The 21,651-nt window shown below is 55.7% G+C and carries 24 protein-coding genes; 7 read left to right on the forward strand and 17 right to left on the reverse strand.

The window, feature by feature from the left end; all coding sequences use genetic code 11:
• On the reverse strand, positions 1–237 hold the full coding sequence (locus tag FY206_RS11010; RefSeq protein WP_032640003.1) for a DUF1656 domain-containing protein: 237 nt from the start codon (positions 235–237) through the stop codon (positions 1–3).
• A 185-nt stretch (positions 238–422) separates the two neighbouring features.
• On the opposite strand from FY206_RS11010, the gene slyA reads away from it, so the two are divergent.
• The gene (gene slyA / locus FY206_RS11015) at positions 423–863 is read left to right on the forward strand and encodes a transcriptional regulator SlyA (RefSeq protein WP_032640005.1); all 441 of its coding nucleotides are present in this window, start codon (positions 423–425) and stop codon (positions 861–863) included.
• A 37-nt stretch (positions 864–900) separates the two neighbouring features.
• Here the strand turns inward: slyA and FY206_RS11020 are convergent, their stop codons facing one another.
• Together FY206_RS11020 and slyB are read right to left on the reverse strand one after the other, a co-directional pair.
• Positions 901–2,262 carry a sensor domain-containing diguanylate cyclase gene (locus tag FY206_RS11020; RefSeq protein ID WP_032640007.1) on the reverse strand — a complete coding sequence of 454 codons (1,362 nt, stop codon included), beginning with the start codon at positions 2,260–2,262 and terminating at the stop codon, positions 901–903.
• A 205-nt stretch (positions 2,263–2,467) separates the two neighbouring features.
• On the reverse strand, positions 2,468–2,935 hold the full coding sequence (gene slyB / locus FY206_RS11025) for an outer membrane lipoprotein SlyB (protein WP_032640009.1): 468 nt from the start codon (positions 2,933–2,935) through the stop codon (positions 2,468–2,470).
• A 255-nt stretch (positions 2,936–3,190) separates the two neighbouring features.
• Between slyB and anmK the strand changes: the two genes are divergently transcribed.
• The 5 genes from anmK to pdxY all read left to right on the forward strand — a co-directional run bounded on the left by anmK (position 3,191) and on the right by pdxY (position 7,774).
• Complete coding sequence (gene anmK, locus FY206_RS11030) at positions 3,191–4,315, forward strand: anhydro-N-acetylmuramic acid kinase (RefSeq protein ID WP_032640011.1); 1,125 nt, start codon at positions 3,191–3,193, stop codon at positions 4,313–4,315.
• 93 nt (positions 4,316–4,408) lie between these two features.
• A complete protein-coding gene (gene mliC / locus FY206_RS11035; protein ID WP_032640014.1) occupies positions 4,409–4,732 on the forward strand; it encodes a C-type lysozyme inhibitor in 324 nt (107 codons plus the stop codon).
• A 57-nt stretch (positions 4,733–4,789) separates the two neighbouring features.
• Positions 4,790–5,446: a pyridoxamine 5'-phosphate oxidase gene (gene pdxH / locus FY206_RS11040; protein WP_032640017.1), complete on the forward strand. Its 657-nt coding sequence runs from the start codon at positions 4,790–4,792 to the stop codon at positions 5,444–5,446.
• 125 nt (positions 5,447–5,571) lie between these two features.
• Entirely contained in the window at positions 5,572–6,846 is a 1,275-nt protein-coding gene (gene tyrS / locus FY206_RS11045) for a tyrosine--tRNA ligase (RefSeq protein WP_032640019.1), read from the forward strand.
• Between the two features lie 67 nt (positions 6,847–6,913).
• Positions 6,914–7,774 carry a pyridoxal kinase PdxY gene (gene pdxY / locus FY206_RS11050; protein ID WP_077064092.1) on the forward strand — a complete coding sequence of 287 codons (861 nt, stop codon included), beginning with the start codon at positions 6,914–6,916 and terminating at the stop codon, positions 7,772–7,774.
• Positions 7,775–7,851: 77 nt separating this feature from the next.
• On the opposite strand, the gene gstA is transcribed toward pdxY, so the two are convergent.
• From gstA to blr, 12 genes are all read right to left on the reverse strand, one after another.
• A complete protein-coding gene (gene gstA / locus FY206_RS11055) occupies positions 7,852–8,457 on the reverse strand; it encodes a glutathione transferase GstA (RefSeq protein WP_032640022.1) in 606 nt (201 codons plus the stop codon).
• Between the two features lie 105 nt (positions 8,458–8,562).
• Positions 8,563–10,071 carry a dipeptide/tripeptide permease DtpA gene (gene dtpA, locus FY206_RS11060; protein ID WP_032640025.1) on the reverse strand — a complete coding sequence of 503 codons (1,509 nt, stop codon included), beginning with the start codon at positions 10,069–10,071 and terminating at the stop codon, positions 8,563–8,565.
• 591 nt (positions 10,072–10,662) lie between these two features.
• Entirely contained in the window at positions 10,663–11,298 is a 636-nt protein-coding gene (gene nth, locus FY206_RS11065) for an endonuclease III (protein ID WP_032640027.1), read from the reverse strand.
• Complete coding sequence (locus FY206_RS11070; RefSeq protein ID WP_032640029.1) at positions 11,295–11,981, reverse strand: electron transport complex subunit E; 687 nt, start codon at positions 11,979–11,981, stop codon at positions 11,295–11,297. The genes nth and FY206_RS11070 overlap by 4 nt, the downstream gene beginning before the upstream one ends.
• A gap of 2 nt (positions 11,982–11,983) precedes the next feature.
• Entirely contained in the window at positions 11,984–12,604 is a 621-nt protein-coding gene (rsxG, locus tag FY206_RS11075; RefSeq protein WP_032640031.1) for an electron transport complex subunit RsxG, read from the reverse strand.
• 10 nt (positions 12,605–12,614) lie between these two features.
• The gene (gene rsxD, locus FY206_RS11080; RefSeq protein WP_032640034.1) at positions 12,615–13,667 is read right to left on the reverse strand and encodes an electron transport complex subunit RsxD; all 1,053 of its coding nucleotides are present in this window, start codon (positions 13,665–13,667) and stop codon (positions 12,615–12,617) included.
• A complete protein-coding gene (rsxC, locus tag FY206_RS11085; protein ID WP_032640035.1) occupies positions 13,668–15,689 on the reverse strand; it encodes an electron transport complex subunit RsxC in 2,022 nt (673 codons plus the stop codon). It abuts the gene before it with no gap.
• Positions 15,682–16,260 (reverse strand): electron transport complex subunit RsxB, encoded by a 579-nt coding sequence (rsxB, locus tag FY206_RS11090; protein ID WP_032640037.1) that lies wholly within the window; start codon positions 16,258–16,260, stop codon positions 15,682–15,684. Before rsxB ends, rsxC begins: the two co-directional genes overlap by 8 nt.
• Positions 16,260–16,841, reverse strand: a complete 582-nt coding sequence (gene rsxA / locus FY206_RS11095) for an electron transport complex subunit RsxA (RefSeq protein ID WP_008500564.1) — start codon at positions 16,839–16,841, stop codon at positions 16,260–16,262. The genes rsxB and rsxA overlap by 1 nt, the downstream gene beginning before the upstream one ends.
• A gap of 76 nt (positions 16,842–16,917) precedes the next feature.
• Positions 16,918–17,358, reverse strand: a complete 441-nt coding sequence (locus tag FY206_RS11100) for a DUF2569 domain-containing protein (RefSeq protein ID WP_024909347.1) — start codon at positions 17,356–17,358, stop codon at positions 16,918–16,920.
• An 86-nt stretch (positions 17,359–17,444) separates the two neighbouring features.
• Positions 17,445–17,660, reverse strand: coding sequence for a transcription modulator YdgT (gene ydgT / locus FY206_RS11105; protein WP_013096896.1), 216 nt, complete (start codon positions 17,658–17,660; stop codon positions 17,445–17,447).
• A gap of 231 nt (positions 17,661–17,891) precedes the next feature.
• Positions 17,892–18,017 (reverse strand): division septum protein Blr, encoded by a 126-nt coding sequence (gene blr, locus FY206_RS11110; protein WP_168112406.1) that lies wholly within the window; start codon positions 18,015–18,017, stop codon positions 17,892–17,894.
• 243 nt (positions 18,018–18,260) lie between these two features.
• Between blr and FY206_RS11115 the strand changes: the two genes are divergently transcribed.
• Complete coding sequence (locus FY206_RS11115) at positions 18,261–19,301, forward strand: oxidoreductase (RefSeq protein ID WP_032640045.1); 1,041 nt, start codon at positions 18,261–18,263, stop codon at positions 19,299–19,301.
• Positions 19,302–19,355: 54 nt separating this feature from the next.
• On the opposite strand, the gene add is transcribed toward FY206_RS11115, so the two are convergent.
• Positions 19,356–20,357, reverse strand: a complete 1,002-nt coding sequence (gene add / locus FY206_RS11120; protein WP_032640047.1) for an adenosine deaminase — start codon at positions 20,355–20,357, stop codon at positions 19,356–19,358.
• Positions 20,358–20,453: 96 nt separating this feature from the next.
• Positions 20,454–21,626 (reverse strand): MalY/PatB family protein, encoded by a 1,173-nt coding sequence (locus FY206_RS11125; protein ID WP_032640049.1) that lies wholly within the window; start codon positions 21,624–21,626, stop codon positions 20,454–20,456.
• Positions 21,627–21,651: the final 25 nt, after the last annotated feature.

Genomic DNA, 21,651 nt, shown 5'->3' on the forward strand with positions numbered 1-21,651 from the left:
TCACCACACGGTCAAAACGGCAAGGCCCAGGCATACGGAAAGGGCAAACAGGGAGAGATCCATCAGCATGGGATGCCAGATTTCACCGGAGTACATCCAGTCGCGAAGCAGGCGATGCGCGATGAGCCAGAGCATAAAGCCCACCAGAACGGCTTTGAACAGGGGAGGAAAGTAGACTGACGCACCGAAGATCAGGTCCTGAAGGGCTAAACCCTCTGAGTGATGAAAAAACGTCACGGGCAGAAATCCTTTGCAGTGAACAGAATGCCGCGTTGGCTTGTCTTAGTAGGATGAAGCATCACAATTCAGTGTAAGTCATACTTTAAGTTCGATGAATGCAGTATTGCATTTGTTTTGGCAATACAAATGCTGCACACTATTCTAAAATCAGTATAATAACTTAGCAAGCTAATTATAAGGAGATGAAATTGGAATCGCCATTAGGTTCTGATCTGGCAAGGTTGGTACGCGTCTGGCGTGCTCTGATTGACCATCGCCTGAAACCTCTTGAACTCACCCAGACGCACTGGGTGACGCTGCACAACATTCACCAGCTGCCGCCCGACCAGTCGCAAATTCAACTGGCAAAAGCGATAGGCATTGAGCAACCGTCGCTGGTGCGCACGCTTGACCAGCTGGAAGATAAGGGGTTGATCTCGCGCCAAACCTGCGCCAGCGATCGTCGCGCCAAGCGGATTAAACTCACCGAGAAAGCGGCGCCTATTATCACGGAGATGGAAGCCGTGATTACCAAGACGCGCGGTGAGATTTTGTCAGGCGTGTCGCCGGCCGAGCTGGAGATGCTTATCAGCCTGATTGCTCGCCTTGAGCAAAACATTCACGAGCTGCAGTCGCGCGACTGAACAGACAACAGGGCCTTGCATCCGCAAGGCCTTTTTTCTATTTAAAGATAACGACGCGGTTACGGCCTGTCTCTTTTGCTTCATATATCGCTTTATCCGCGCTTTCCACGCACTCTTCTGCGGTCGTTGACGACGACGTAGCCGTAAACACCCCCATGCTGATGGTGATCGGCTCCGGCAGATGGCCCCCGCTGCTGGTTTTATCAAAGCTGCTCAGGTTCAACCGGATACGTTCCGCCACCTGGCCTGCGGCATCTGAAGAGGTATTGGCCAGCATCAGGACAAACTCTTCGCCGCCGATACGCGCCGCGATATCATGCGGGCGAACGGAATCCATCAGCAGATTAGCGACAAACTGCAGGACTTTATCGCCCTGGAGATGGCCATAGTTGTCATTGATGCGCTTGAAGCGATCGAGATCGCTCACGATAACCGACACGGGGCGGGTGGGCTTAGCATCGTCCAGCGCCTGGCTCAGGGATTCATAAAAATAGCTGCGGTTATAGAGGCGCGTGAGCGGATCGCGAATCGAATTTTGATACGACTGCTGATACTTTACATGCGAGTCGCGATACAGCCTGAAAACATCGTAAAGCAGAACGAAAATAATGATCAGCGTCGCGACGGTTTCAAATAGCCGGGCGCGATACCACGAGATATCTTCGGCATGTCCACCCAATAGCAGCATTGTGAGCGTGACGATATAGCAGAGACACAGAAAATTCCCGCCCGCCCAGAATAGGTTACGCACGCGCGTAATAATCATCAGCGTTGCTAATGTCACCACCCAGAGCACAATTAAAGAAATATTAATACAGTGGCTCCAGAGAACCATAAACTGCCGTGTTTCATTATCAATCAGATCGATGGATAAGAACCCTGAATGGCTGGAGTACATCCAGGTCAGAATTAGCACGCAGGCGGTAAAAAGACAGGCGCTACTTACGATGGCGATATGCGCCAGGCGTGAAAGAGGCTGATTGCGAATGGGGAAGAGTAATGCGGAAGCGATTATCAACAGCGCCATTAAGATATGGCGGAACATATAGTAGATCATCGCATCGTTGTAGTTCACGACGTTGAACTGGTAGAGGTCCAGCCAGGCGGGAAAACTGGACAGCGTGCCGACCATCAGCAATGCCGACCCGGCAAAGGCAAAGGCTATTGGAACCAGATACAGCCGCTTCTTATCACACCAGTATTTCATTGCCATAAAACAGGCAATAAACAGGTGAAAGACAAGTAGAAAAATGGTGAGCGTTGGGAACAAGAGCGGCGAGAAGGAGGGAACCCATTCAGCCAGTTTTGAAAATAGAGCTTGTAATATTCCGATGACAATAATGCAACCGAAAAAAAACGAGAGATAACGACCTTTTACAGAACGACTATTCGCAAGCATATAAATTTTTTTAAATTATTAAAAAGGAATGAAGGTAAGAGACTTGCGAAGAGTCTAAACAATTAATTCGATAAATACTTTGCGCAGAAACAATATACAGCTTAATTGATAATTGATGTTCTAAATATATTTTGTAAATATATTTATGTAAGTGATATATATTGTAAATGGATGTGGTCCGGTGACCACATCCATTTTTTTTTTATTAACGTGGGGACACGGTCACCTGACGTCCGTTGCTCGCCAGCACTACGCGCTGGCCTGCAGAAAAGCGGGTATTGCCTTGTTTCTGAACAACCATGATCGTGCTGCCGTCGTCTTTACGAATTTCCAGCTCTACGCCCTGGGTTTTGTTCATCGCACCCTGAACGCCCTGGCCTGCTACACCACCCGCAACGGCACCTGCGGCTGTTGCAAGAGAACGGCCTGTACCACCGCCGACGGTATTGCCCAGGAAACCACCCAGCACGGCACCGCCGATTGCGCCCATCACGTTGTTTTCATCACCACCCTGAATCTGTACAGGACGTGCGTTAACAACGGTACCGTAAGTCACGTTCTGAACCTGTTTCGCTTCAGAAGCGCTGTAAACGTCGCCAGAGAGTGAACTGTCATTCACACAGCCAGCCAGAGTTAAACCAATCAGCGAAACGCCCAGTACACGTAAAATCATTTGACTCTCCTGTTCACCAAAAACGCCCGATTCGGGGCATCCGTTATGGCTAAATTATATGGCATAAGGGGCCATAGTTCATATCTTTGCACTAACAATAGGAAAATTGTACTTGAATTTGACTTAACGAGAGATAAACAGGGGCCGTCTGTGTTACCCGTCTGACATTGTTAAAAAATATTATCGCCGGATGGCAATGCTGCGCCGTTTATGGTTGAGTGGGTATCCTTAGCCCACGTAACGTAAGGAAAGCGCATGAAATCGGGTCGCTACATTGGTGTGATGTCGGGTACCAGCCTGGATGGGGTAGATGTCGTTCTGGCCGCCATTGACGAAAACATGGTGGCACAGCAGGCAAGCCTGACCTGGCCAATCCCCATTTCGCTGAAGGAAGATATTCTGAGCATCTGTCAGGGCCAGCAGTTGACCCTTTCCCAGCTTGGGCAACTTGACGTTCGCCTGGGGGCGCTGTTTGCGGATGCAGTGCAGGCATTGATGCAAAAAGAACATCTTCGCCCGCAGGATGTGGTGGCCATCGGGTGTCACGGACAAACGGTCTGGCATGAGCCCGGCGGAGAGGCCCCGCATACCCTGCAAATCGGCGATAACAACCAGATTGTGGCAAAGACGGGCGTAACGGTAGTTGGCGATTTTCGTCGTCGCGATATTGCCCTGGGCGGTCAGGGCGCGCCGCTGGTGCCCGCGTTCCATCAGGCGTTGCTGGCGCACCCGTCCGAACGGCGTATGGTGCTTAACATTGGCGGCATCGCCAATCTGTCAATGCTCATCCCAGGACAGCCGGTCCGCGGCTACGATACCGGCCCGGGCAACATGTTAATGGACGCCTGGATCTGGCGCCAGTGCGGCCAACCGTATGACAAAAACGCGGAGTGGGCGAGCGCGGGAAAAGTCATTTTGCCGCTGTTGCAGTCCATGCTGAGCGATCCCTATTTTGCCTTACCCGCGCCGAAAAGCACGGGGCGTGAATACTTCAACTTAGGCTGGCTTGAACGTCAGCTGGCACCCTTCCCGGCGCTTGCGCCGCAGGATGTCCAGGCGACGCTTGCCGAACTCACGGCCGTGTCGATCTCCGAACAGGTGCTTCTCAGCGGCGGATGTGAACGTCTGCTGGTGTGCGGAGGCGGAAGCCGCAATCCTCTGGTAATGGCGCGTCTTGCCGGGCTACTGCCGGGCACTGAAGTGTCGACGACGGATGAGGCAGGCATTAGCGGTGATGATATGGAAGCGCTGGCCTTCGCCTGGCTTGCATGGCGCACGATAGCCGGACTGCCGGGGAATTTACCGTCCGTAACCGGTGCGCGCGAGGCGAGCGTCCTTGGGGCGATTTTCCCGGCAAATCCTCGTCATAATCAGAGTTAACTGAAATTCAGCGCGGCGCGTCGTCGTTAGAATGGAACGAAACAGGAGGGCAGCCATGCCCTCCAGGACCAGGAAAGTCTTCGGAATACGCCCATGAAAAAACTACTTCTTATTGCCGCCCCTTTGTTGCTCTCAGGATGCAGCGTCTACAACCAGCTTATTGAGCGCATGCAGACCGATACGCTGGAGTATCGCTGCGACGAAAAGCCGCTGACGGTAAAGCTGAATAATCCACGCCAGGAAGCCAGTTTTGTTTACGACAATAAATTGCTGACGCTGAAGCAGGGCATGTCGGCCTCGGGCGCACGCTACACCGACGGTATCTATGTCTTCTGGTCGAAAGGCGACAGCGCTACGGTCTACAAACGCGACCGCATTGTGCTGAACAATTGCCAGCTCGAAAATCCGAAGCGTTGAGATTTTTACAGGGGCGGCGCACAATAGCGCCACCCACTCTCAACGTCAGCTAACGCCATGTCAGATAACGACGAACTGCAGCAAATTGCGCATCTGCGCCGTGAATACACCAAAGGCGGCCTGCGTCGCCAGGATCTTCCCGCTGAACCCCTCGTGCTTTTTGAACGCTGGCTGAAACAGGCCTGCGAAGCGAAACTCGCCGACCCAACGGCCATGGTTGTCGCCACGGTAGATGAAAACGGTCAACCGTATCAGCGCATCGTATTGCTCAAGCATTATGACGAGAAAGGGCTGGTGTTCTACACCAACCTTGGCAGCCGCAAGGCGCACCACTTAGAAAACAATCCGCGCATCAGCCTGCTGTTCCCGTGGCACATGCTGGAACGACAGGTCATGGTCACCGGCAAGGCGGAACGTCTCTCGACCCTTGAAGTGGTGAAATATTTCCACAGCCGCCCGCGCGACAGCCAGATTGGCGCCTGGGTATCAAAACAGTCCAGCCGAATTTCTGCCCGCGGCGTGTTGGAAAGTAAATTCCTGGAGCTTAAGCAGAAGTTCCAGCAGGGTGAAATCCCCCTGCCAAGCTTCTGGGGCGGCTTCCGTATCCCGATTGAGCAAATAGAGTTCTGGCAGGGGGGCGAACATCGCCTGCACGACCGCTTTTTATACCAGCGCGAGGATAGCGGCTGGAAAATCGACAGACTGGCGCCGTAATCCCCGAAATTTGTTGATTTAAGCGCTAGCGCACGCCGCGCTTGCGCTTTATTCTATGGTCCTTTCGCATCAGGCGAAAAGTCGTGTACCGGCAAAGGTGCAGTCGTTTATACATGGAGAATTTGATGGCAAGCAGTAACTTGATTAAACAATTGCAAGAGCGGGGCCTCGTGGCCCAGGTGACGGACGAGGAAGCGTTAGCAGAGCGACTGGCGCAAGGCCCGATCGCGCTCTATTGCGGCTTCGATCCCACCGCTGACAGCTTGCATTTGGGGCATCTTGTTCCATTGTTATGCCTGAAACGCTTCCAGATGGCGGGCCATAAGCCTGTTGCTCTGGTGGGTGGCGCAACCGGTCTGATTGGTGACCCGAGCTTTAAAGCCGCTGAGCGTAAACTGAATACCGAAGATACCGTGCAGGAGTGGGTGGATAAGATCCGCAAACAGGTTGCACCTTTCCTCGACTTCGACTGTGGTGATAACGCTGCAATTGCCGCGAACAACTACGACTGGTTTGGCAGCATGAACGTGCTGACCTTCCTGCGCGATATCGGCAAGCACTTCTCTGTTAACCAGATGATTAACAAAGAGGCGGTTAAGCAGCGTCTGAACCGTGACGATCAGGGTATCTCTTTTACCGAGTTCTCCTACAACCTGCTGCAGGGGTATGACTTTGCCTGCCTGAACAAGCTGCACGGCGTTTCCCTGCAGATTGGCGGTTCTGACCAGTGGGGTAACATCACCTCCGGTATCGACCTGACCCGCCGTCTGCACCAGAACCAGGTCTTCGGTCTGACCGTTCCGCTGATCACCAAAGCAGACGGCACCAAATTCGGCAAGACGGAAGGCGGCGCGGTGTGGCTGGATCCGAAGAAAACCAGCCCGTACAAATTCTACCAGTTCTGGATCAACACGGCAGACGCCGATGTTTACCGCTTCCTGAAGTTCTTCACCTTCATGGATATTGCAGACATCAATGCGCTGGAAGAAGAAGACAAGAACAGCGGTAAAGCACCGCGCGCCCAGTACGTGCTGGCGGACGAAGTGACCAAACTGGTTCACGGCGAAGAAGGTCTGGCCGCGGCAAAACGCATTACCGCAAGCCTGTTCAACGGTACCCTGAGCGATCTGAGCGAAGCGGACTTCGAACAGCTGGCGCAGGACGGCGTACCGATGGTTGAGATGGAAAAAGGGGCTGACCTGATGCAGGCGCTGGTGGACTCCGAGCTCCAGCCTTCCCGCGGTCAGGCGCGTAAAACCATCGCGTCTAATGCGATCACCATCAACGGTGAAAAGCAGGCCGATCCGGAATATACCTTCGTTGACGGCGACCGTCTGTATGGCCGCTACACGCTGCTGCGTCGCGGTAAGAAAAACTACTGCCTTGTCTGCTGGAAGTAATTAACAGTCTCCAGGGGCGTGGGAAACCACGCCCCTTTTTGTTTTTTCAGGGTTTGGTAAGAAAATAATGAAGAATATCCTCGCCATTCAGTCCCACGTTGTATTTGGACATGCTGGCAACAGCGCAGCGGAATTTCCCATGCGTCGCCTCGGCGTCAACGTCTGGCCCCTCAATACCGTGCAGTTCTCAAACCACACGCAGTACGGCAAATGGACCGGCTGCGTGATGCCGCCTTCGCACCTTACCGAGGTTGTGCAGGGCATTGCGGATATCGACCAGCTCAGGCGCTGTGACGCCGTGCTGAGCGGTTATCTCGGCTCAGCGGAGCAGGGGGAGCATATCCTCGGCATCGTGCGCCAGGTGAAAGCGGCAAACCCGTCGGCAAAATACTTCTGCGACCCCGTCATGGGCCATCCGGAGAAAGGCTGTATCGTGGCGCCCGGCGTCGCAGAGTTTCACGTCCGCCACGCGCTGCCCGCCAGCGATATCATTGCGCCAAACCTGGTTGAGCTTGAAATTCTCTGCGAGCATTCGGTTAACAGCGTAGATGAGGCGGTAAGCGCGTCTCGCGAGCTGATCGCTCAGGGGCCGGAAGTCGTGCTGGTAAAACACCTCGCGCGCGCGGGGCTGAGCCAGGACCGTTTTGAGATGCTGCTGGTGACGAAAGTTGACGCCTGGCATATCAGCCGTCCGCTGGTCGATTTCGGCCTGCGACAGCCGGTTGGCGTGGGGGATGTGACCAGCGGGCTTCTGCTGGTGAAATTGCTGCAGGGCGCAACGGTGAGAGACGCGCTGGAGCATGTCACTGCGGCGGTGTACGAAATCATGATTGCGACGAAAGAGATGCAGGAATATGAGCTGCAGGTGGTCGCGGCGCAGGATCGTATCGCGAAGCCGGAGCACTATTTTAGCGCAACGCAGTTGTAAAACATGCCGGGTGGCGCTGCGCTTACCCGGCCTACAAAACCCCTAGGCCCGTGCAAGCGAAGCGCCGCCGGGCGATATTAGCTAAGACCTTCCGCTTTCAGCGCCGCAGCCACCGCAGGACGCTCTGCGACGCGTTTCATATACGATGCGATGTGGTCTAACCCTTCCAGATTCAGCTTAACCGCGCGCGCCCAGCGCAGAACGGTAAACAGGTACGCGTCGGCAATCGTGAAGCGCGAACCGCTAATCCACTGGTCGTCTTTCAGCGACGCGTTAACGTACTGCAGCTTTTTCTCAAGAAGCGCACGTACGGTCGGTTTGAACTCTTCTGGCGTATCCGGGCGGAACAGCGGCGTAAAGCCTTTGTGCAGTTCGGTTGCAATATAGTTCAGCCATTCCAGCGTCTTATAGCGAGAAACGGTACTGACCGGCGCCAGCAGCTGGCGATCCGGCACGCTGTCGGCCAGGAACTGCATAATCGCCACGCCTTCGGTCAGCAGAGTACCATCATCCAGCAGGAGCGCCGGAACTTGTCCCTTGGGGTTAATAGCAAGAAAATCATCGCCATTTTCCAGACGCTTTTTCATCAGATCAACGCCATCCAGCGTGAAATCTTTGCCGCTCTCGCGCAGGGTGATATGTGAAGCAAGAGAGCACGCGCCCGGTTTGTAGAACAGTTTCATCGGTAACTCCTTTTTGCTGAGGTTTCAGCTATGTTAGTGCGCGGATAGACAAAAAAAAAGCCGCTAATGCATTAGCGGCTTTTCTTCGGTCGTTTCTCAATACTCTTACGCGTTAGCGGTGTTGGTCGCTTTTGCGGTTTTATCGTCATTCTGAGTCATACGATTCAGCTTCGGCGCGGTCAGCAGCATCAGAACGGCAATTACCGCTGTCGCGATACCAATCTGCATGAACACGGTACCGTAGACGTTCAGGGAGACCAGTGGGTCAGTAACGTTTTCCGGCACGGCCATCAGGTTCGCAATTTTACCTGCGATAATTGCTGCACCGGCAGTGGTCAGGAACCAGCTACCCATGATGAAGCCCATCAGACGCTGTGGAACCAGCTGAGCCACCATCGCCAGACCCAGACCGGAGATCATCAGTTCGCCGATAGACTGCAGCGCGTAGCTCAGAATCAGCCAGTTAACGGACACAATACCTGCGTCGGTCGCAAATTTAGTCCCCAGCGGCAGCACGAGGAACGCACCGGAGCACAGCACCATACCAATCGCAAACTTATGCGGCATCGGCAGACGGTCGCCCATCTTGTTATAGATAGCGGCCAGAATCGGGCTACCAATCATGATCCAGAACGGGTTCAGGGCCTGATACTGCTCCGGCTCGAACGCGATACCCAGGATACTGTGCTCAACGTTACGAATGGCGAAGAAGTTCAGAGACGTTGGCATCTGGCTGTACAGTACGAAGAAGATGATTGCTTCCAGCATCAGAATGAACGCCACAATCATCTTACGGCGTGCAGCACCCTGCATAGCGAACGCTTCTTTCGCGAAGATGATCACGATACCCAGCGCAACCACGCCCAGAACGGCGCGAGCGATACCCTGGTTGTGCAGCAGCCAGGTGGCGATCGCAGCCAGAACCACAACGCCCACGATGGTCGCCAGCAGTTTGCCCATATGCACAGGTTCGAAGTCAGGTTTTGAACCGTAGTCTTTAACCCAGCTGCGGCAGAACAGGAAGTTCACCACGGTGATCAGCATACCGACGAAGCTCAGCGCAAACGCCACGCTCCAGCCGAACTTAGCTGCGAGCCATGGGGTTGCCAGCATGGAGAAGAATGAACCGATGTTGATGGACATATAGTACATGGTGAATGCACCGTCCAGACGCGGGTCATCTTTGCTGTAGCAGGTAGAGAGCAGGGAGGACGGGTTCGCTTTGAACAGCCCGTTACCGACGGCAATTGTCGCCATACCCATATACACGACAGCGGCATCATGCCCTGACCATGCTACCAGACCATAGCCAATCGCCAGGACAATGGCGCCCAGCATGATGACACGTTTAGTCCCGAGAACTTTATCACCCAGCCAGCCGCCAATAGCAACCAGACCGTAGACGAGGGCGCTGAAGGAGGAGAACAGCGTGATGGAATCGGCTTCGGACATACCCAGCTGTTTTACCAGGTAAACCGCCATGATCCCTTGCAGGCCGTAATAACCAAAACGCTCCCATAACTCAATAGAGAAGATGAGATAGAACGCTTTTGGTTGTTTAAAAGCGTTAAGACTCACGCTTTCATCTGTTGGTTTATTGTTTGCAGTAGACACATATACCTCTTTTTTTACATCCCATATTAACGGGGGTGTTCATAGCGCGATGGCCGTAGCCCATACGCCTTATAGTTATATTGGGAGGAGAAACGGCGGGTAATGTTCACTATCCTGCCCCATCTGGCAAGACGTTTGTAATAATCTGTTACATATATCTGGAGTGGTATAATCGTCGGTTCATACAAATGTTATTCAGCGTTAAATTTTATACGATGAGTAAAGGGAGTTTTTTCGACTGGCGATAACCCTCCCTGACCGGCATTTGGCGATATGTTCTGCTATTTGCCTCTTCTGGCAGTGGTATAGCCCATATTCTGAAAAATAGCTGGTCTTATCGTCGGTAAAGAAAGAGAAGCATCTTGTCAGACAAAGGGTTTAAGCCGATTTTGACAACAAAAAATCAACATGAAGTTATCAGGGTGATCGCGATCACAGATGTATAGAAATTTTTGGATATGAAAGAAGTATTAACCTGTTTGGGCGTTAAACAGCCGAACAAGTGACAGGTTAGGGCAAACGAAAGGCGGACAAATAACGGCCAAAAGAAGGGCGCTTGGTAGCCCTTCTTTTGGTAGGGGATTGTGGCGATCAGGAATAGACTTTTTCTTTGTATTCGCAAAGATCTTCAATAATGCAGGAGCCGCAGCGAGGCTTACGGGCAATACAGGTATAACGGCCATGCAGAATCAGCCAGTGATGACAATCAACCTTAAATCCAGCCGGAACCACTTTGAGCAGCTTCTCTTCGACCTGCTCGACATTTTTCCCCGGCGCGAAGTTGGTCCGGTTAGACACGCGAAATATATGCGTATCCACGGCAATGGTGGGCCAGCCAAACGCGGTATTGAGCACCACGTTCGCGGTCTTACGCCCTACGCCCGGTAAGGCCTCCAGCGCAGCGCGATCTTCCGGTACTTCACCGCCGTGCTGTTCCAGCAGGATCCGGCAGGTCTTAATGACGTTCTCGGCTTTGCTGTTAAACAGGCCAATGGTTTTGATATACGACTTCACGCCTTCCACGCCCAGCTCCAGCATGGCCTTCGGCGTATTGGCGACCGGATAGAGCAGGGCGGTGGCTTTATTGACGCTCACGTCGGTAGCCTGTGCAGAAAGCAGCACGGCGATCAGCAGCTCAAACGGGGAGGTAAAATTCAGCTCCGTCGTCGGGTGCGGGTTCTCGTCCCGCAGACGGGTCAGGATCGCAATGCGCTTTTCTTTATTCATGAGGCCTTCTCGGGTGTCCCTTCCAGAACGCTACGCTCGGCCGCGCGGCGCTTACGTTTTTCATCAATCAGGTATTTTACTGCCAGCATCATGCCAAGGCCAATAAACGCTCCGGGCGGCAGCATCGCCAGCAGGAACGGCGTATCGGTATGGAACACTTCGATGCGCAACGCTTTGGCCCAGCCGCCCAGCAGCGCGTCTGCGCCGTCAAATAGCGTACCGTTTCCAAGAATTTCACGCAGCGAGCCCAGCACGAACATGGCACCCGTCGCTCCCATACCAATGGAAAAACCGTCCAGCGCCGACATGGCGGGGCTGTTTTTCACCGCAAAGGCTTCCGCACGTCCAACCACGATACAGTTGGTGACGATAAGGGGAATGAAGATCCCAAGCGACTGGTACAGGCCGAACGCGTAGGCGTTAATCAGCATCTGGACGATACTGACCACCGACGCAATGATCATGACGTAAATCGGAATACGTATTTCCGACGGCGTCCAGCGGCGCAGGGCAGAGATGGAGAGGTTGGTCAGGGTCAATACCAGCGTGGTGGCCAGACCCAGACCGAGCGCGTTGGTGGCGGTGGACGTGACCGCCAGCAGGGGGCACATCCCCAGAAGCTGGACCAGCGCGGAGTTGTTCTTCCACAACCCCTGGACAATAACCTCTTTAACCTGGCTCATGATTACTCCTCACAGGCCGGAAGATTGTTGATTTGCGCGGGCAGCGTTTCAGCATACAGCCCGGCCCGTTTTACGGCGTTCACCACGGCGCGCGGCGTGATGGTCGCCCCGGTGAACTGGTCGAACTCGCCGCCATCTTTCTTCACCGCAAACGCGGTGTCACCTTCGCCATGGATGACTTTACCGGCGAAGTGCAAAATCCAGTCGCTCAGACGGGTTTCAATTTTATCGCCAAGACCCGGCGTTTCATGATGTTCCGTCACGCGGGTGCCCAGTATGGTGCCGGAGAAATCGCTGCCGACGAGCAGCTGAATGGCGCCAGAATAGCCGTCGGGCGCCGTCGCTTCCATCACCGTGCCGACCGGTTTATCCCCTTTGCGGGCGATAAACAGGCGGTGCGGGCCTTTGCCAAGCTGCGGCGCGTCTACCACGAAGCAGCTCTTTTGCAGGTCATTATCGTAGAAATCTGACGGGATCACCTGATCGAACAGCGCCTTTTGCTGCTTAGTGGCCTGTTCTTCGATGGTCGTTTTGGTCAACGCATTCACCAGTGCCGTCAGCCCCGTCAGGACCGCGGCGAAGACAGCCAGCGTGACGCCGTGTTTTTGCATCGTTTTTAACATGGCGAAACCCTTAGCGGTGGCCGTACACGCGTGGACGCGTGTAATAGTCGATGAGCGGAACGGTAATGTTGGCGAGCAGGACGGCAAAGGCGACGCCGTCCGGGTAGCCGCCAAAGCTGCGGATAAGCCAGACCAGCAGGCCTGCCAGCGCGCCGAAGATGAGGCGTCCACGGTTAGTCGTTGATGCCGTCACCGGATCCGTCAGGATAAAGAAGGCGCCCAGCATGGTCGCGCCGGAGAGCAGGTGAATCTGCGGGCTGGCCAGTGATTCAGGTGAGAATACCCAGCCAAGCGTAGCGCAGACCGCCAGCGTCACGAGGAAGCTGACCGGAATATGCCAGCGGATGGCTTTCTGCTGCAGCAGGAACAGGCCGCCCAGCAGGTACGCCAGGTTGACCCACTGCCAGCCGGCTCCCGCCAGCATGCCGCTGTAGATCGCGGATTTCATGATCTGCTCAACGCTGTGCCCGGCGTGCAGGGACGTTTTGAACGTGTCGAGAGGCGTCGCCTGGCTGATGCCGTCCACGCCCATTCGCAGCGCGTTCATATCCGCGCCGAGGGCCGTATGGCCGGTAAAGATAACGTGCAGGGCATCCATAAAGCCCGGAACCGTGGCGGCAATGTCGTGCGGCGGCAGCCAGCTGGTCATCTGTACCGGGAAGGAGATCAGCAGCACCACGTAGCCGATCATCGCCGGGTTAAACGGGTTATGGCCCAGCCCGCCATATAGCTGTTTAGCAATAATCACCGCAAACACGGTGCCGAGTACCACCATCCACCATGGGGCAAACGGCGGGATACTGATGGCCAGCAGCAGGCCGGTCAGCAGCGCGGAGTTGTCGGCAAGAATGCGGGAGACCGCTGCCTTGCGCAGCTTAAGCACAAGGGCTTCCGCCGCCAGGGCGCTGGCGCAGCCCAGGATTATCTGGAACAGGGTTCCCCAGCCGAAAAACCAGCACTGAACGGCAATGCCCGGCAGCGCCGCCAGGCAGACCAGCTTCATGATGCGCGATGTCTGGCGCTGATTGTGGGTGTAAGGGGAGCTTGCGATTCTGAAAACCATTTAATCCTCGTTAACTGCTTGCTGTGCGGCTTTCTTCGCCTGAACGCGCGCAATGGCGGCGGCAACGGCAGCCTTGCGCGGGTCATCGTTGGCGGCCTGCGGCTGCTCTTCCTGCTGCGCAGCCTTGCGGGCTTTAGCGCGGGCAATCGCCGCTTCGACGGCGGCTTTACGCGGGTCGACAGGGGCCTCGGGTTCTGCGGTCTGCGTCTGCTGCGCCGCCTTTCGGGCTTTGGCACGGGCTATCGCCGCATCGACGGCGGCTTTGCGCGGGTCGACGGCGTCCTGCTCGACCACCACATTCTGCTCACCGGCCTTGCGGGCCTTAGCGCGGGCTATTGCCGCTTCCACGGCGGCTTTGCGTGGGTCAACCTCAGCATCCGTCTGGGCCGTTTGCGCTTTTTCTGCCTGACGGGCGCGAGCCTGAGCTTTACGCGCTTCACGCGCAGCAATGGCTTCGCTGTTGTCCGGCTTCTCTCCCGCCGGGATCACCACCGTCTGGGCGGCATTCGCCTTTTTCTCGCGAACGCGCGCTAGCGCGGCGTTAATTGCATCCTGATCTTTTTCACCAGGCTGAACGGCGGCCTGCTTATGGCGCTCCTGACGGGCGGCTTTTTCCCGTTCCAGCCGCGCCTGGCGCGCTTCAAAGCGCGCTTTGGCTTCTGCCGCACGTTTTTCCTCCATGGAGATGGCATAAATCTCGGCCTTCTCCTGACGGAAATACTGCACCAGAGGAATATTGCTCGGGCAGACCCAGGCGCAGGCGCCGCATTCGATGCAGTCGGCCAGGTTATGGGCTTTTGCCTTGTCGTGCAGCTGGCCTTTGCTGTACCAGTACAGCTGCTGCGGGAGCAGATCCGCCGGGCAGGCATCGGCGCAGGCGCTGCAGCGGATGCAGCCTTTCTCTTCCTGCTCTTCGCCCATCTCGGTCGGCGAAGGGGCGAGCAGGCAGTTGGTAATTTTCACTACCGGAACGTCCAGCCACGGCAGGGTAAAGCCCATCAGCGGGCCGCCCATGATCACCATCTGGTCGCTGCCCGGGCAAAACTCCGCCTGTTCAAGCAGATGACGCACCGGCGTACCGAGACGCGCCCAGACGTTGCCCGGACGGGAGACCGATTCGCCGGTCAGGGTGACCACGCGCTCGGTTAGCGGCTCGCCGTCAATCACCGCGCGCTTCACGGCGTAGGCGGTGCCCACGTTCTGCATCAGCACGCCGATATCCGAAGAGCGTCCGCCGTGCGGAACCTGCTTGCCGGTGAGAATTTGCGTTAGCTGTTTCGCGCCGCCAGAAGGGTACTTGGTCGGGATAACGCGCAGGCTGATATCGTGACTGCCCGCCAGCACGGCGCGCAGCATGGAGATAGCCTGCGGTTTATTGTCTTCAATACCGATCAGCACTTCCCGCGGCTGCAGAATGTGCGCGAGGATGCGGATGCCTTCCACCACCTGGGCGGCACAGTCCTGCATCAGACGATCGTCGGCGGTGATATACGGTTCGCATTCGGCGGCGTTGATAATCAGCGTCTGAATGTTATCGCCACCGCCGCGCAGCTTGACGCCGGTCGGAAAGCCCGCGCCGCCCAGCCCGGCGACGCCGAACTGGTGAATGCGCTCGATAAGCGCTTCGCGGCTGTGGGCGCGGTAGTCGCTCCAGCCGTCACGATCGATCCAGCGGTCTTCGCCGTCGGCTTCAATAATCACGCTCAGCTCTGAGAGCGCGGACGGATGCGCCACCGTGTGAGGGGCGATGGCGACCACTTTGCCGGAGGTTGGCGCGTGCACCGGCAGCATACGTCCGCGACCAAAGGTCAGCGGCTGGCCGCGAAGAACCGTATCGCCTTCTTTCACGCACAGCTCGCCCTCGGCCCCGATGTGCTGCTTGAGCGGCATGACGAAACGGGTCGCCAGCGGAATTTGACGCAGCGGCGTGCCGCTGGACTGGGTTTTCATTTCCGGTGGATGAATACCGCCGTCAAAGTCCCAAATCTTCTCTTTTCTGAAAGCAGAAAATAACTTAAGCATGTTGTTCCACAGGAATATTGCGAACCGGAATGGTTTGAAGATCCCACTTCCAGCTTTCGGTAGTCGTTTCAACCGGGCGTAACTCGATACATTGCGTCGGGCAGGGGGCCACGCAGAGGTTACAGCCGGTGCACAGGTCCGCCACGACGGTGTGCATGGCGCGGGTTGCGCCCACAATGGCGTCGACCGGGCAGGCCTGAATACATTTGGTGCAGCCGATGCAGTTGGCTTCGTCGATCACGGCCAGGGCACGCACCGGCTCCTGCACCTCCGCGTCGCCGTCAACGGGCTGCGGGTCAACGTTAAGCAGGGCCGCGATTTTCAGCATCACCGCTTCGCCGCCGGGCGCACAGCGGTTAATTTTCTCACCCTGAATGCCCACCGCTTCAGCGTAAGGGCGACAGCCAGGGTAGCCGCACTGCCCACACTGGCTTTGCGGCAGAAGCTCATCAATTTTTTCTACAACAGGATCGTCCTCTACCGCGAAACGGCGGGAGGCGTAACCCAGGATAAGGCCAAACACCAACCCCAGGACGCTGATAGAGGCGATGGCAATCCAGATAGCACTCATTACAACTTCACCAGACCACTGAAGCCCATAAAGGCAAGAGACATTAAACCGGCGGTCACCAGCGCAATCGCATTACCGCGGAAGGGAGCGGGAATATCCGCAGCGGCCAGGCGCTCGCGAATAGAGGCGAACAGCACCATGACCAGCGAGAAGCCGACGGCCGCGGAAAAACCATACAGCGCCGACTGCATAAAGTTATGGCCAAGGTTGATGTTCAGCAACGCCACGCCGAGAACGGCGCAGTTGGTGGTGATCAGCGGCAGGAAGATACCCAGCAGGCGATAGAGCGCCGGGCTGGTTTTGCGCACCACCATTTCGGTAAACTGCACCACCACCGCGATAACCAGAATAAAGGCCAGCGTGCGCAGATAGGTTAACCCCAGCGGGATAAGGATCCAGGTATCGATCCACCACGCGCAGATGGACGCCAGCGTCATCACGAAGGTCGTCGCCAGCCCCATACCCATCGCCGTTTCCAGCTTTTTGGAAACGCCCATAAACGGGCACAGGCCAAGGAACTTCACCAGAACGAAGTTGTTAACCAGCACGGTGCCGACAAAGAGCAGTAAGTAATCGGTCATTATTTAGCCTGAAATAAAAAAGCCGCCTATTATCGGACAAACCAACGCAGGCGACAACAGGTTATCTGTAGGGTTATTACGGGTTCACGAAGGTGTTTTTCACCCGCGTCGAACGCTTGAAATAGGGCACCAGCAGCGCCGCGGCCAGCAGAGGGAAAAGCAGCTGACGAACGGCCAGCGCGTCTGATACGGGCGAAAAAGCAAACGCCTTCACCGCGAGCAGGACCGAAATCAGCAGCCAGATGATGTAGTGCTTAGGCACGCTCTTGCGGCGCTTAAAGAAGGCAATGGTCAGCCACAGCGTGTAGTACCACATGCCAATCGCGAAAACGAACGACACGAACCACAAAGCAATATTCAGCACGCTTTGCGACATCAGGGTCTGGATGGCGTGAGGAGTAATCAGTGCGGTGGTATACAGCAGCAGCGCAAGTGATGCGCTTAATAAGGCAACCAGCAGCCATGCCAGTGGGGCGATTAACCAGCCTCCGATGCGTTCTCCAGGCGTTGCGGTCATGAACTCTCCCATAATCTGCGCGAAATGTTGAACAGCCAGTTTGCAGGGCGGAGAGTATATAACATTTCGCGCGGATGGCTACTTTCTTATAAAACGTAACGCCATACGGACTTAGGCACTTCACCGACGTTGAACAAACGACCGCCGGACACCAGCTCCGCGCGGCGATGGTCAGCGGCGCGATACATATTAATAATGTCCTGATTATCCGACAGGGTGTAGTTCAGATGGTCAAACAGTTTTTCCAGGCTCTCAAGCGAATTGATTTTGCGAAATTTTAATAAATAGTCCTGAACTGTCATATTAATAAGTTTCCATATAAAAGTGAGTAATACCCTTTAAGGTAATTCGGTCGAATAATAAACGGATTAATAAAGACGTAAACAGCCCACTCAGATCACGCGACGAAATTAGGAGTTTTCTTTGCTGAAATTCAGGCATCAGACGATGCCTGGAGGAGAAGGTTAACCGTGTTCACCAGGGCTGGCAATACGTAACTGACATATTGTGTCACTCTTTATTGCAGTAACCGGTTACTTAGGTTGGGCGACGGTGACAGGCTCCGGCGGCTGGTAGTTATCGATATGGCTGGCGACGCCCAGCAAAATGACCGAAACCCCAAGGACAATCCATCCCGCTAATTCAATGATTCGATTAATGATTGACGTCATGATTCGCAATTGTACTTTATCCATAAAGACAGGGCGCAAATGTTACAGCGACGTTTCCCCGACGGCAAGCGCTTTGGGAACGGTTCCCTTAAACAAAATCATTAAGTTAATACTATGTAACAAAAACAACCCGTACAACCTGCTATTTTAAATCATATGGCACATTATTAATTTGCCGCCATGCCGGGTTAGCCAGTGTGAAATAAGAACGTCATAAAAGAGGATGACACTATGAGTGATAATATCCGCGTCGGGCTTATCGGCTACGGGTACGCGAGCAAAACGTTTCATGCGCCTCTAATCGCCGGGACGCCTGGGATGGCGCTGGCGGCGGTATCCAGCAGCGATGCCGCTAAAGTCCATGCCGACTGGCCCTCCGCGCCGGTTGTCTCTGAACCAAAGCACCTTTTCAACGATCCGAATATTGATTTAATCGTCATCCCCACGCCGAACGATACCCACTTTCCGCTGGCAAAGGCCGCGCTGGAGGCCGGTAAGCACGTGGTTGTCGATAAACCCTTCACCGTGACACTGTCACAGGCGCGTGAGCTGGACGCGCTGGCAAAGAGCCTGGGCAGGGTGCTGTCGGTATTCCATAACCGCCGCTGGGACAGCGACTTTCTCACGGTAAAGCGGCTTCTCGGTGAAGGCACGCTAGGGGAGATCCTCTTTTTTGAATCGCATTTTGACCGTTTCCGCCCGCAGGTGAGAAACCGCTGGCGCGAGCAGGCCGGCCCGGGCAGCGGTATCTGGTACGATTTAGCCCCGCATCTGCTGGATCAGGCCGTCACGCTATTTGGTCTGCCGGTGAGCATGACGGTCGATCTGGCCCAGCTCAGGCCCGGGTCGCAGACCACCGACTACTTCCACGCGGTGCTCAGTTACCCGCAGCGGCGGATTGTGCTCCACGGCACGATGGTCGCGGCCGCCGAATCGGCCCGCTATATCATTCACGGCATGCGGGGAAGCTACGTGAAGTTTGGTCTCGATCCGCAGGAAGACAGGCTGAAAAACGGCGAGCGTCTGCCGCAAGAAGACTGGGGCTACGATATGCGCGACGGCGTCGTCACGCGGGTGGAAGGCGAGGAGCTGGTTGAGGAGACCCTGCTGACGATACCGGGTAACTATCCGGCCTATTATGCGGCTATCCGCGATGCGCTGAACGGAACGGGAGAAAATCCGGTTCCGGCCAGCCAGGCGATTCAGATTATGGAGCTGATTGAGCTGGGTATCGAATCTGCCAAACATCGCGCCACGCTCTGTCTGGCATAAGGTGAAGATAATTTGTAGGCCAGGTAAGGCGCAGCCGCCACCCGGAAAAAAAGTTTACGCGGCTGCCACCTTATCCCACAGCGCCTGCTTCTCCGCAGGCGCCAGGAAGGCCATCTCCAGACCGTTAATCTGCGCCTGACGGATCTGCTCGCGGCTCAGGCCCGCCTGCGGTGCGGCGATGTTGTACTCGTGGATAATATCCACGCCCTGTACCGCCGGATCGTCCGTGTTCAGCGAAGCCAGCACGCCGTGCTCGAGGAACGTTTTCAGCGGGTGATGCGCCAGCGTCGCCACGGTGCTGGTCTGAATGTTAGACGTCAGGCATGATTCAATCCCGATACGCTGCTCCGCGAGGAAGTCCATCAGGCCACGATCTTCTACCGCCTTCACGCCGTGGCCGATACGCTCGGCGCCCAGCTCGCGGATGGCCTGCCAGATGCTCTCCGGTCCCGCCGCTTCACCGGCATGCACGGTGATGTGCCAGCCGGCATCGCGCGCGCGGTTGAAGTGGGAGAGGAACAGGCTGCCGGGGAAGCCCAGTTCGTCACCGGCGAGGTCGACAGCGGTGATGGCATCGCGATGGGCCAGCAGCGCTTCCAGCTCCTGCAGGCAGGCGGCTTCGCCGAACGTGCGGCTCATAATGCCAATCAGACGGGCCTGAACGTCGAAGGTTTTACACCCTTCGCGGACGCCTTCAATCACGGCTTCCACCACGCCTGCAACGGGCAGGCCGTGGGTCATTGCCATATAGCCCGGCGAGAAGCGCAGCTCCACGTAGTGCAGGCCATTGCGGGCCGCATCTTCAATATTCTCAAACGCCACGCGGCGGCAGGCGTCCAGCGAGGCCAGCATCTTCACGCCCCAGTCGAGTTTGCTCAGGAAGCTGACGAGATCCGGTTCATTTGAGGTGACCTGTACGTGGGGGATCAGAGACTCAAGCGTCTGTGCAGGAAGCGTTAAATTGAACTGGCGGCCAAGATCGAGAATGGTTTGGGCACGAATGTTACCGTCAAGGTGACGATGAATATCAGTTAAAGGCAGGCGTATATCAATCATGGTCGCACTCTTTTCTGGTTAAAGTGCGCCATATTATAAAAACAAAACGGGGTAAAAAGCTATTTGCGCAAGGGAATATTCCGTTGCGCAAATAGATCACAGAAGCGAATTAATCCCTGCTATAAGGCGTTGAACTCCTTGTTCCAGCTTGCTGCGCGGGCAGCCTGCGTTCAGGCGGACAAAACCATTTCCCTCTCTGCCGTAGGTATATCCCGGCATGATGGCGACTTTTTGCTGCTCGATCAGCACGTTTTGCAGCGCCCGATCGTCAATATTCAGCGGGCGCAGGTCGATCCAGGCCAGATAGGTCGCTTCCGGCGGCTGCCAGTTCAGTTTCGGAAAAGCGCTGTTTAATTCCTGGGCGATATAGTGCAAATTCGCGTCCAGATAGCTCCGCAGGGCATCCAGCCACGGGGCTCCCTGCTGGTAGGCGGCGATATGCGCCGTCAGCGCCAGCACGGAAGGGGAAGAGAGTCCGTCCCGGCCTTTTAGCGCGCTAAGGTAGCTGTTACGGCTCGCGTCGTCACCGATCAGGCCGTAGGCGCCCGTCAGCGCCGGAATATTAAAGCTTTTCGAGCCGGAGGTCAGGAGCGCCCATTTGCCGCGCGCCACCTCGTTCCACGGCGTGTGGCGATGCTCTCCCCACACCATATCCATATGAATTTCATCGCTAATTACCGCCACGTCATAGCGTTCACACAGCTCAGCCATCTGCGTCAGCTCATTCCGCGTCCAGACCTTGCCGGTCGGATTCTGCGGGCTGCACAGCAAGAGAATTTTGTTTTCCGGTTTCGCCAGCGCAGCTTCAAGCGCGGCCATATTACCCAGCCAGCCTGCGGCATGCTTTTCCATCTCCAAGGGCACCACGTGACGGGCATTCCCTTCAATGGCGTTGTAAAAGGCATCGTACGCCGGGGTGTGAACCACCACGCCGTCGCCGGGGTTCGACCATAGTCGAATCAATTCAGAGACCATATAAATGACGGAAGGGCCATAAACCACAGCGTCAGTCTCAATCTGACTGTGAAAGCGCTGCCGGAACCAGTGCGCGACGGCGGCGAGAAATTCATCGTTTTTCCAGCGGCTGTAGCCAAATACGCCGTGATGAATGCGCTGGTGCAGCGCGTCGGTAATGCAGGGGGCGGTGGCGAAATCCATATCCGAGATGGTGAAGGGCAGCAGATCGGCCGCACCGAAGCGGTCGGCCACGTAGTCCCACTGCGTACACCAGGTGCCGTGTCGATCCACGACGGTTGAGAAATCAAACATGCTTTAATCCTTAACGTAAAACCCC

It is taken from the genome of Enterobacter chengduensis, assembly GCF_001984825.2.
GTDB lineage: Bacteria > Pseudomonadota > Gammaproteobacteria > Enterobacterales > Enterobacteriaceae > Enterobacter > Enterobacter chengduensis.

Excerpts from the sequence above, each read along its gene's own strand:
- slyA (WP_032640005.1), top strand. The coding sequence starts at position 423 with ATGAAATTGGAATCGCCATTAGGTTCTGATCTGGCAAGGTTGGTACGC.
- FY206_RS11020 (WP_032640007.1), bottom strand. The coding sequence starts at position 2,262 with ATGCTTGCGAATAGTCGTTCTGTAAAAGGTCGTTATCTCTCGTTTTTT.
- slyB (WP_032640009.1), bottom strand. The coding sequence starts at position 2,935 with ATGATTTTACGTGTACTGGGCGTTTCGCTGATTGGTTTAACTCTGGCT.
- anmK (WP_032640011.1), top strand. The coding sequence starts at position 3,191 with ATGAAATCGGGTCGCTACATTGGTGTGATGTCGGGTACCAGCCTGGAT.
- mliC (WP_032640014.1), top strand. The coding sequence starts at position 4,409 with ATGAAAAAACTACTTCTTATTGCCGCCCCTTTGTTGCTCTCAGGATGC.
- pdxH (WP_032640017.1), top strand. The coding sequence starts at position 4,790 with ATGTCAGATAACGACGAACTGCAGCAAATTGCGCATCTGCGCCGTGAA.
- tyrS (WP_032640019.1), top strand. The coding sequence starts at position 5,572 with ATGGCAAGCAGTAACTTGATTAAACAATTGCAAGAGCGGGGCCTCGTG.
- pdxY (WP_077064092.1), top strand. The coding sequence starts at position 6,914 with ATGAAGAATATCCTCGCCATTCAGTCCCACGTTGTATTTGGACATGCT.
- gstA (WP_032640022.1), bottom strand. The coding sequence starts at position 8,457 with ATGAAACTGTTCTACAAACCGGGCGCGTGCTCTCTTGCTTCACATATC.
- nth (WP_032640027.1), bottom strand. The coding sequence starts at position 11,298 with ATGAATAAAGAAAAGCGCATTGCGATCCTGACCCGTCTGCGGGACGAG.
- FY206_RS11070 (WP_032640029.1), bottom strand. The coding sequence starts at position 11,981 with ATGAGCCAGGTTAAAGAGGTTATTGTCCAGGGGTTGTGGAAGAACAAC.
- rsxG (WP_032640031.1), bottom strand. The coding sequence starts at position 12,604 with ATGTTAAAAACGATGCAAAAACACGGCGTCACGCTGGCTGTCTTCGCC.
- rsxD (WP_032640034.1), bottom strand. The coding sequence starts at position 13,667 with ATGGTTTTCAGAATCGCAAGCTCCCCTTACACCCACAATCAGCGCCAG.
- rsxC (WP_032640035.1), bottom strand. The coding sequence starts at position 15,689 with ATGCTTAAGTTATTTTCTGCTTTCAGAAAAGAGAAGATTTGGGACTTT.
- rsxB (WP_032640037.1), bottom strand. The coding sequence starts at position 16,260 with ATGAGTGCTATCTGGATTGCCATCGCCTCTATCAGCGTCCTGGGGTTG.
- rsxA (WP_008500564.1), bottom strand. The coding sequence starts at position 16,841 with ATGACCGATTACTTACTGCTCTTTGTCGGCACCGTGCTGGTTAACAAC.
- FY206_RS11100 (WP_024909347.1), bottom strand. The coding sequence starts at position 17,358 with ATGACCGCAACGCCTGGAGAACGCATCGGAGGCTGGTTAATCGCCCCA.
- ydgT (WP_013096896.1), bottom strand. The coding sequence starts at position 17,660 with ATGACAGTTCAGGACTATTTATTAAAATTTCGCAAAATCAATTCGCTT.
- FY206_RS11115 (WP_032640045.1), top strand. The coding sequence starts at position 18,261 with ATGAGTGATAATATCCGCGTCGGGCTTATCGGCTACGGGTACGCGAGC.
- add (WP_032640047.1), bottom strand. The coding sequence starts at position 20,357 with ATGATTGATATACGCCTGCCTTTAACTGATATTCATCGTCACCTTGAC.
- FY206_RS11125 (WP_032640049.1), bottom strand. The coding sequence starts at position 21,626 with ATGTTTGATTTCTCAACCGTCGTGGATCGACACGGCACCTGGTGTACG.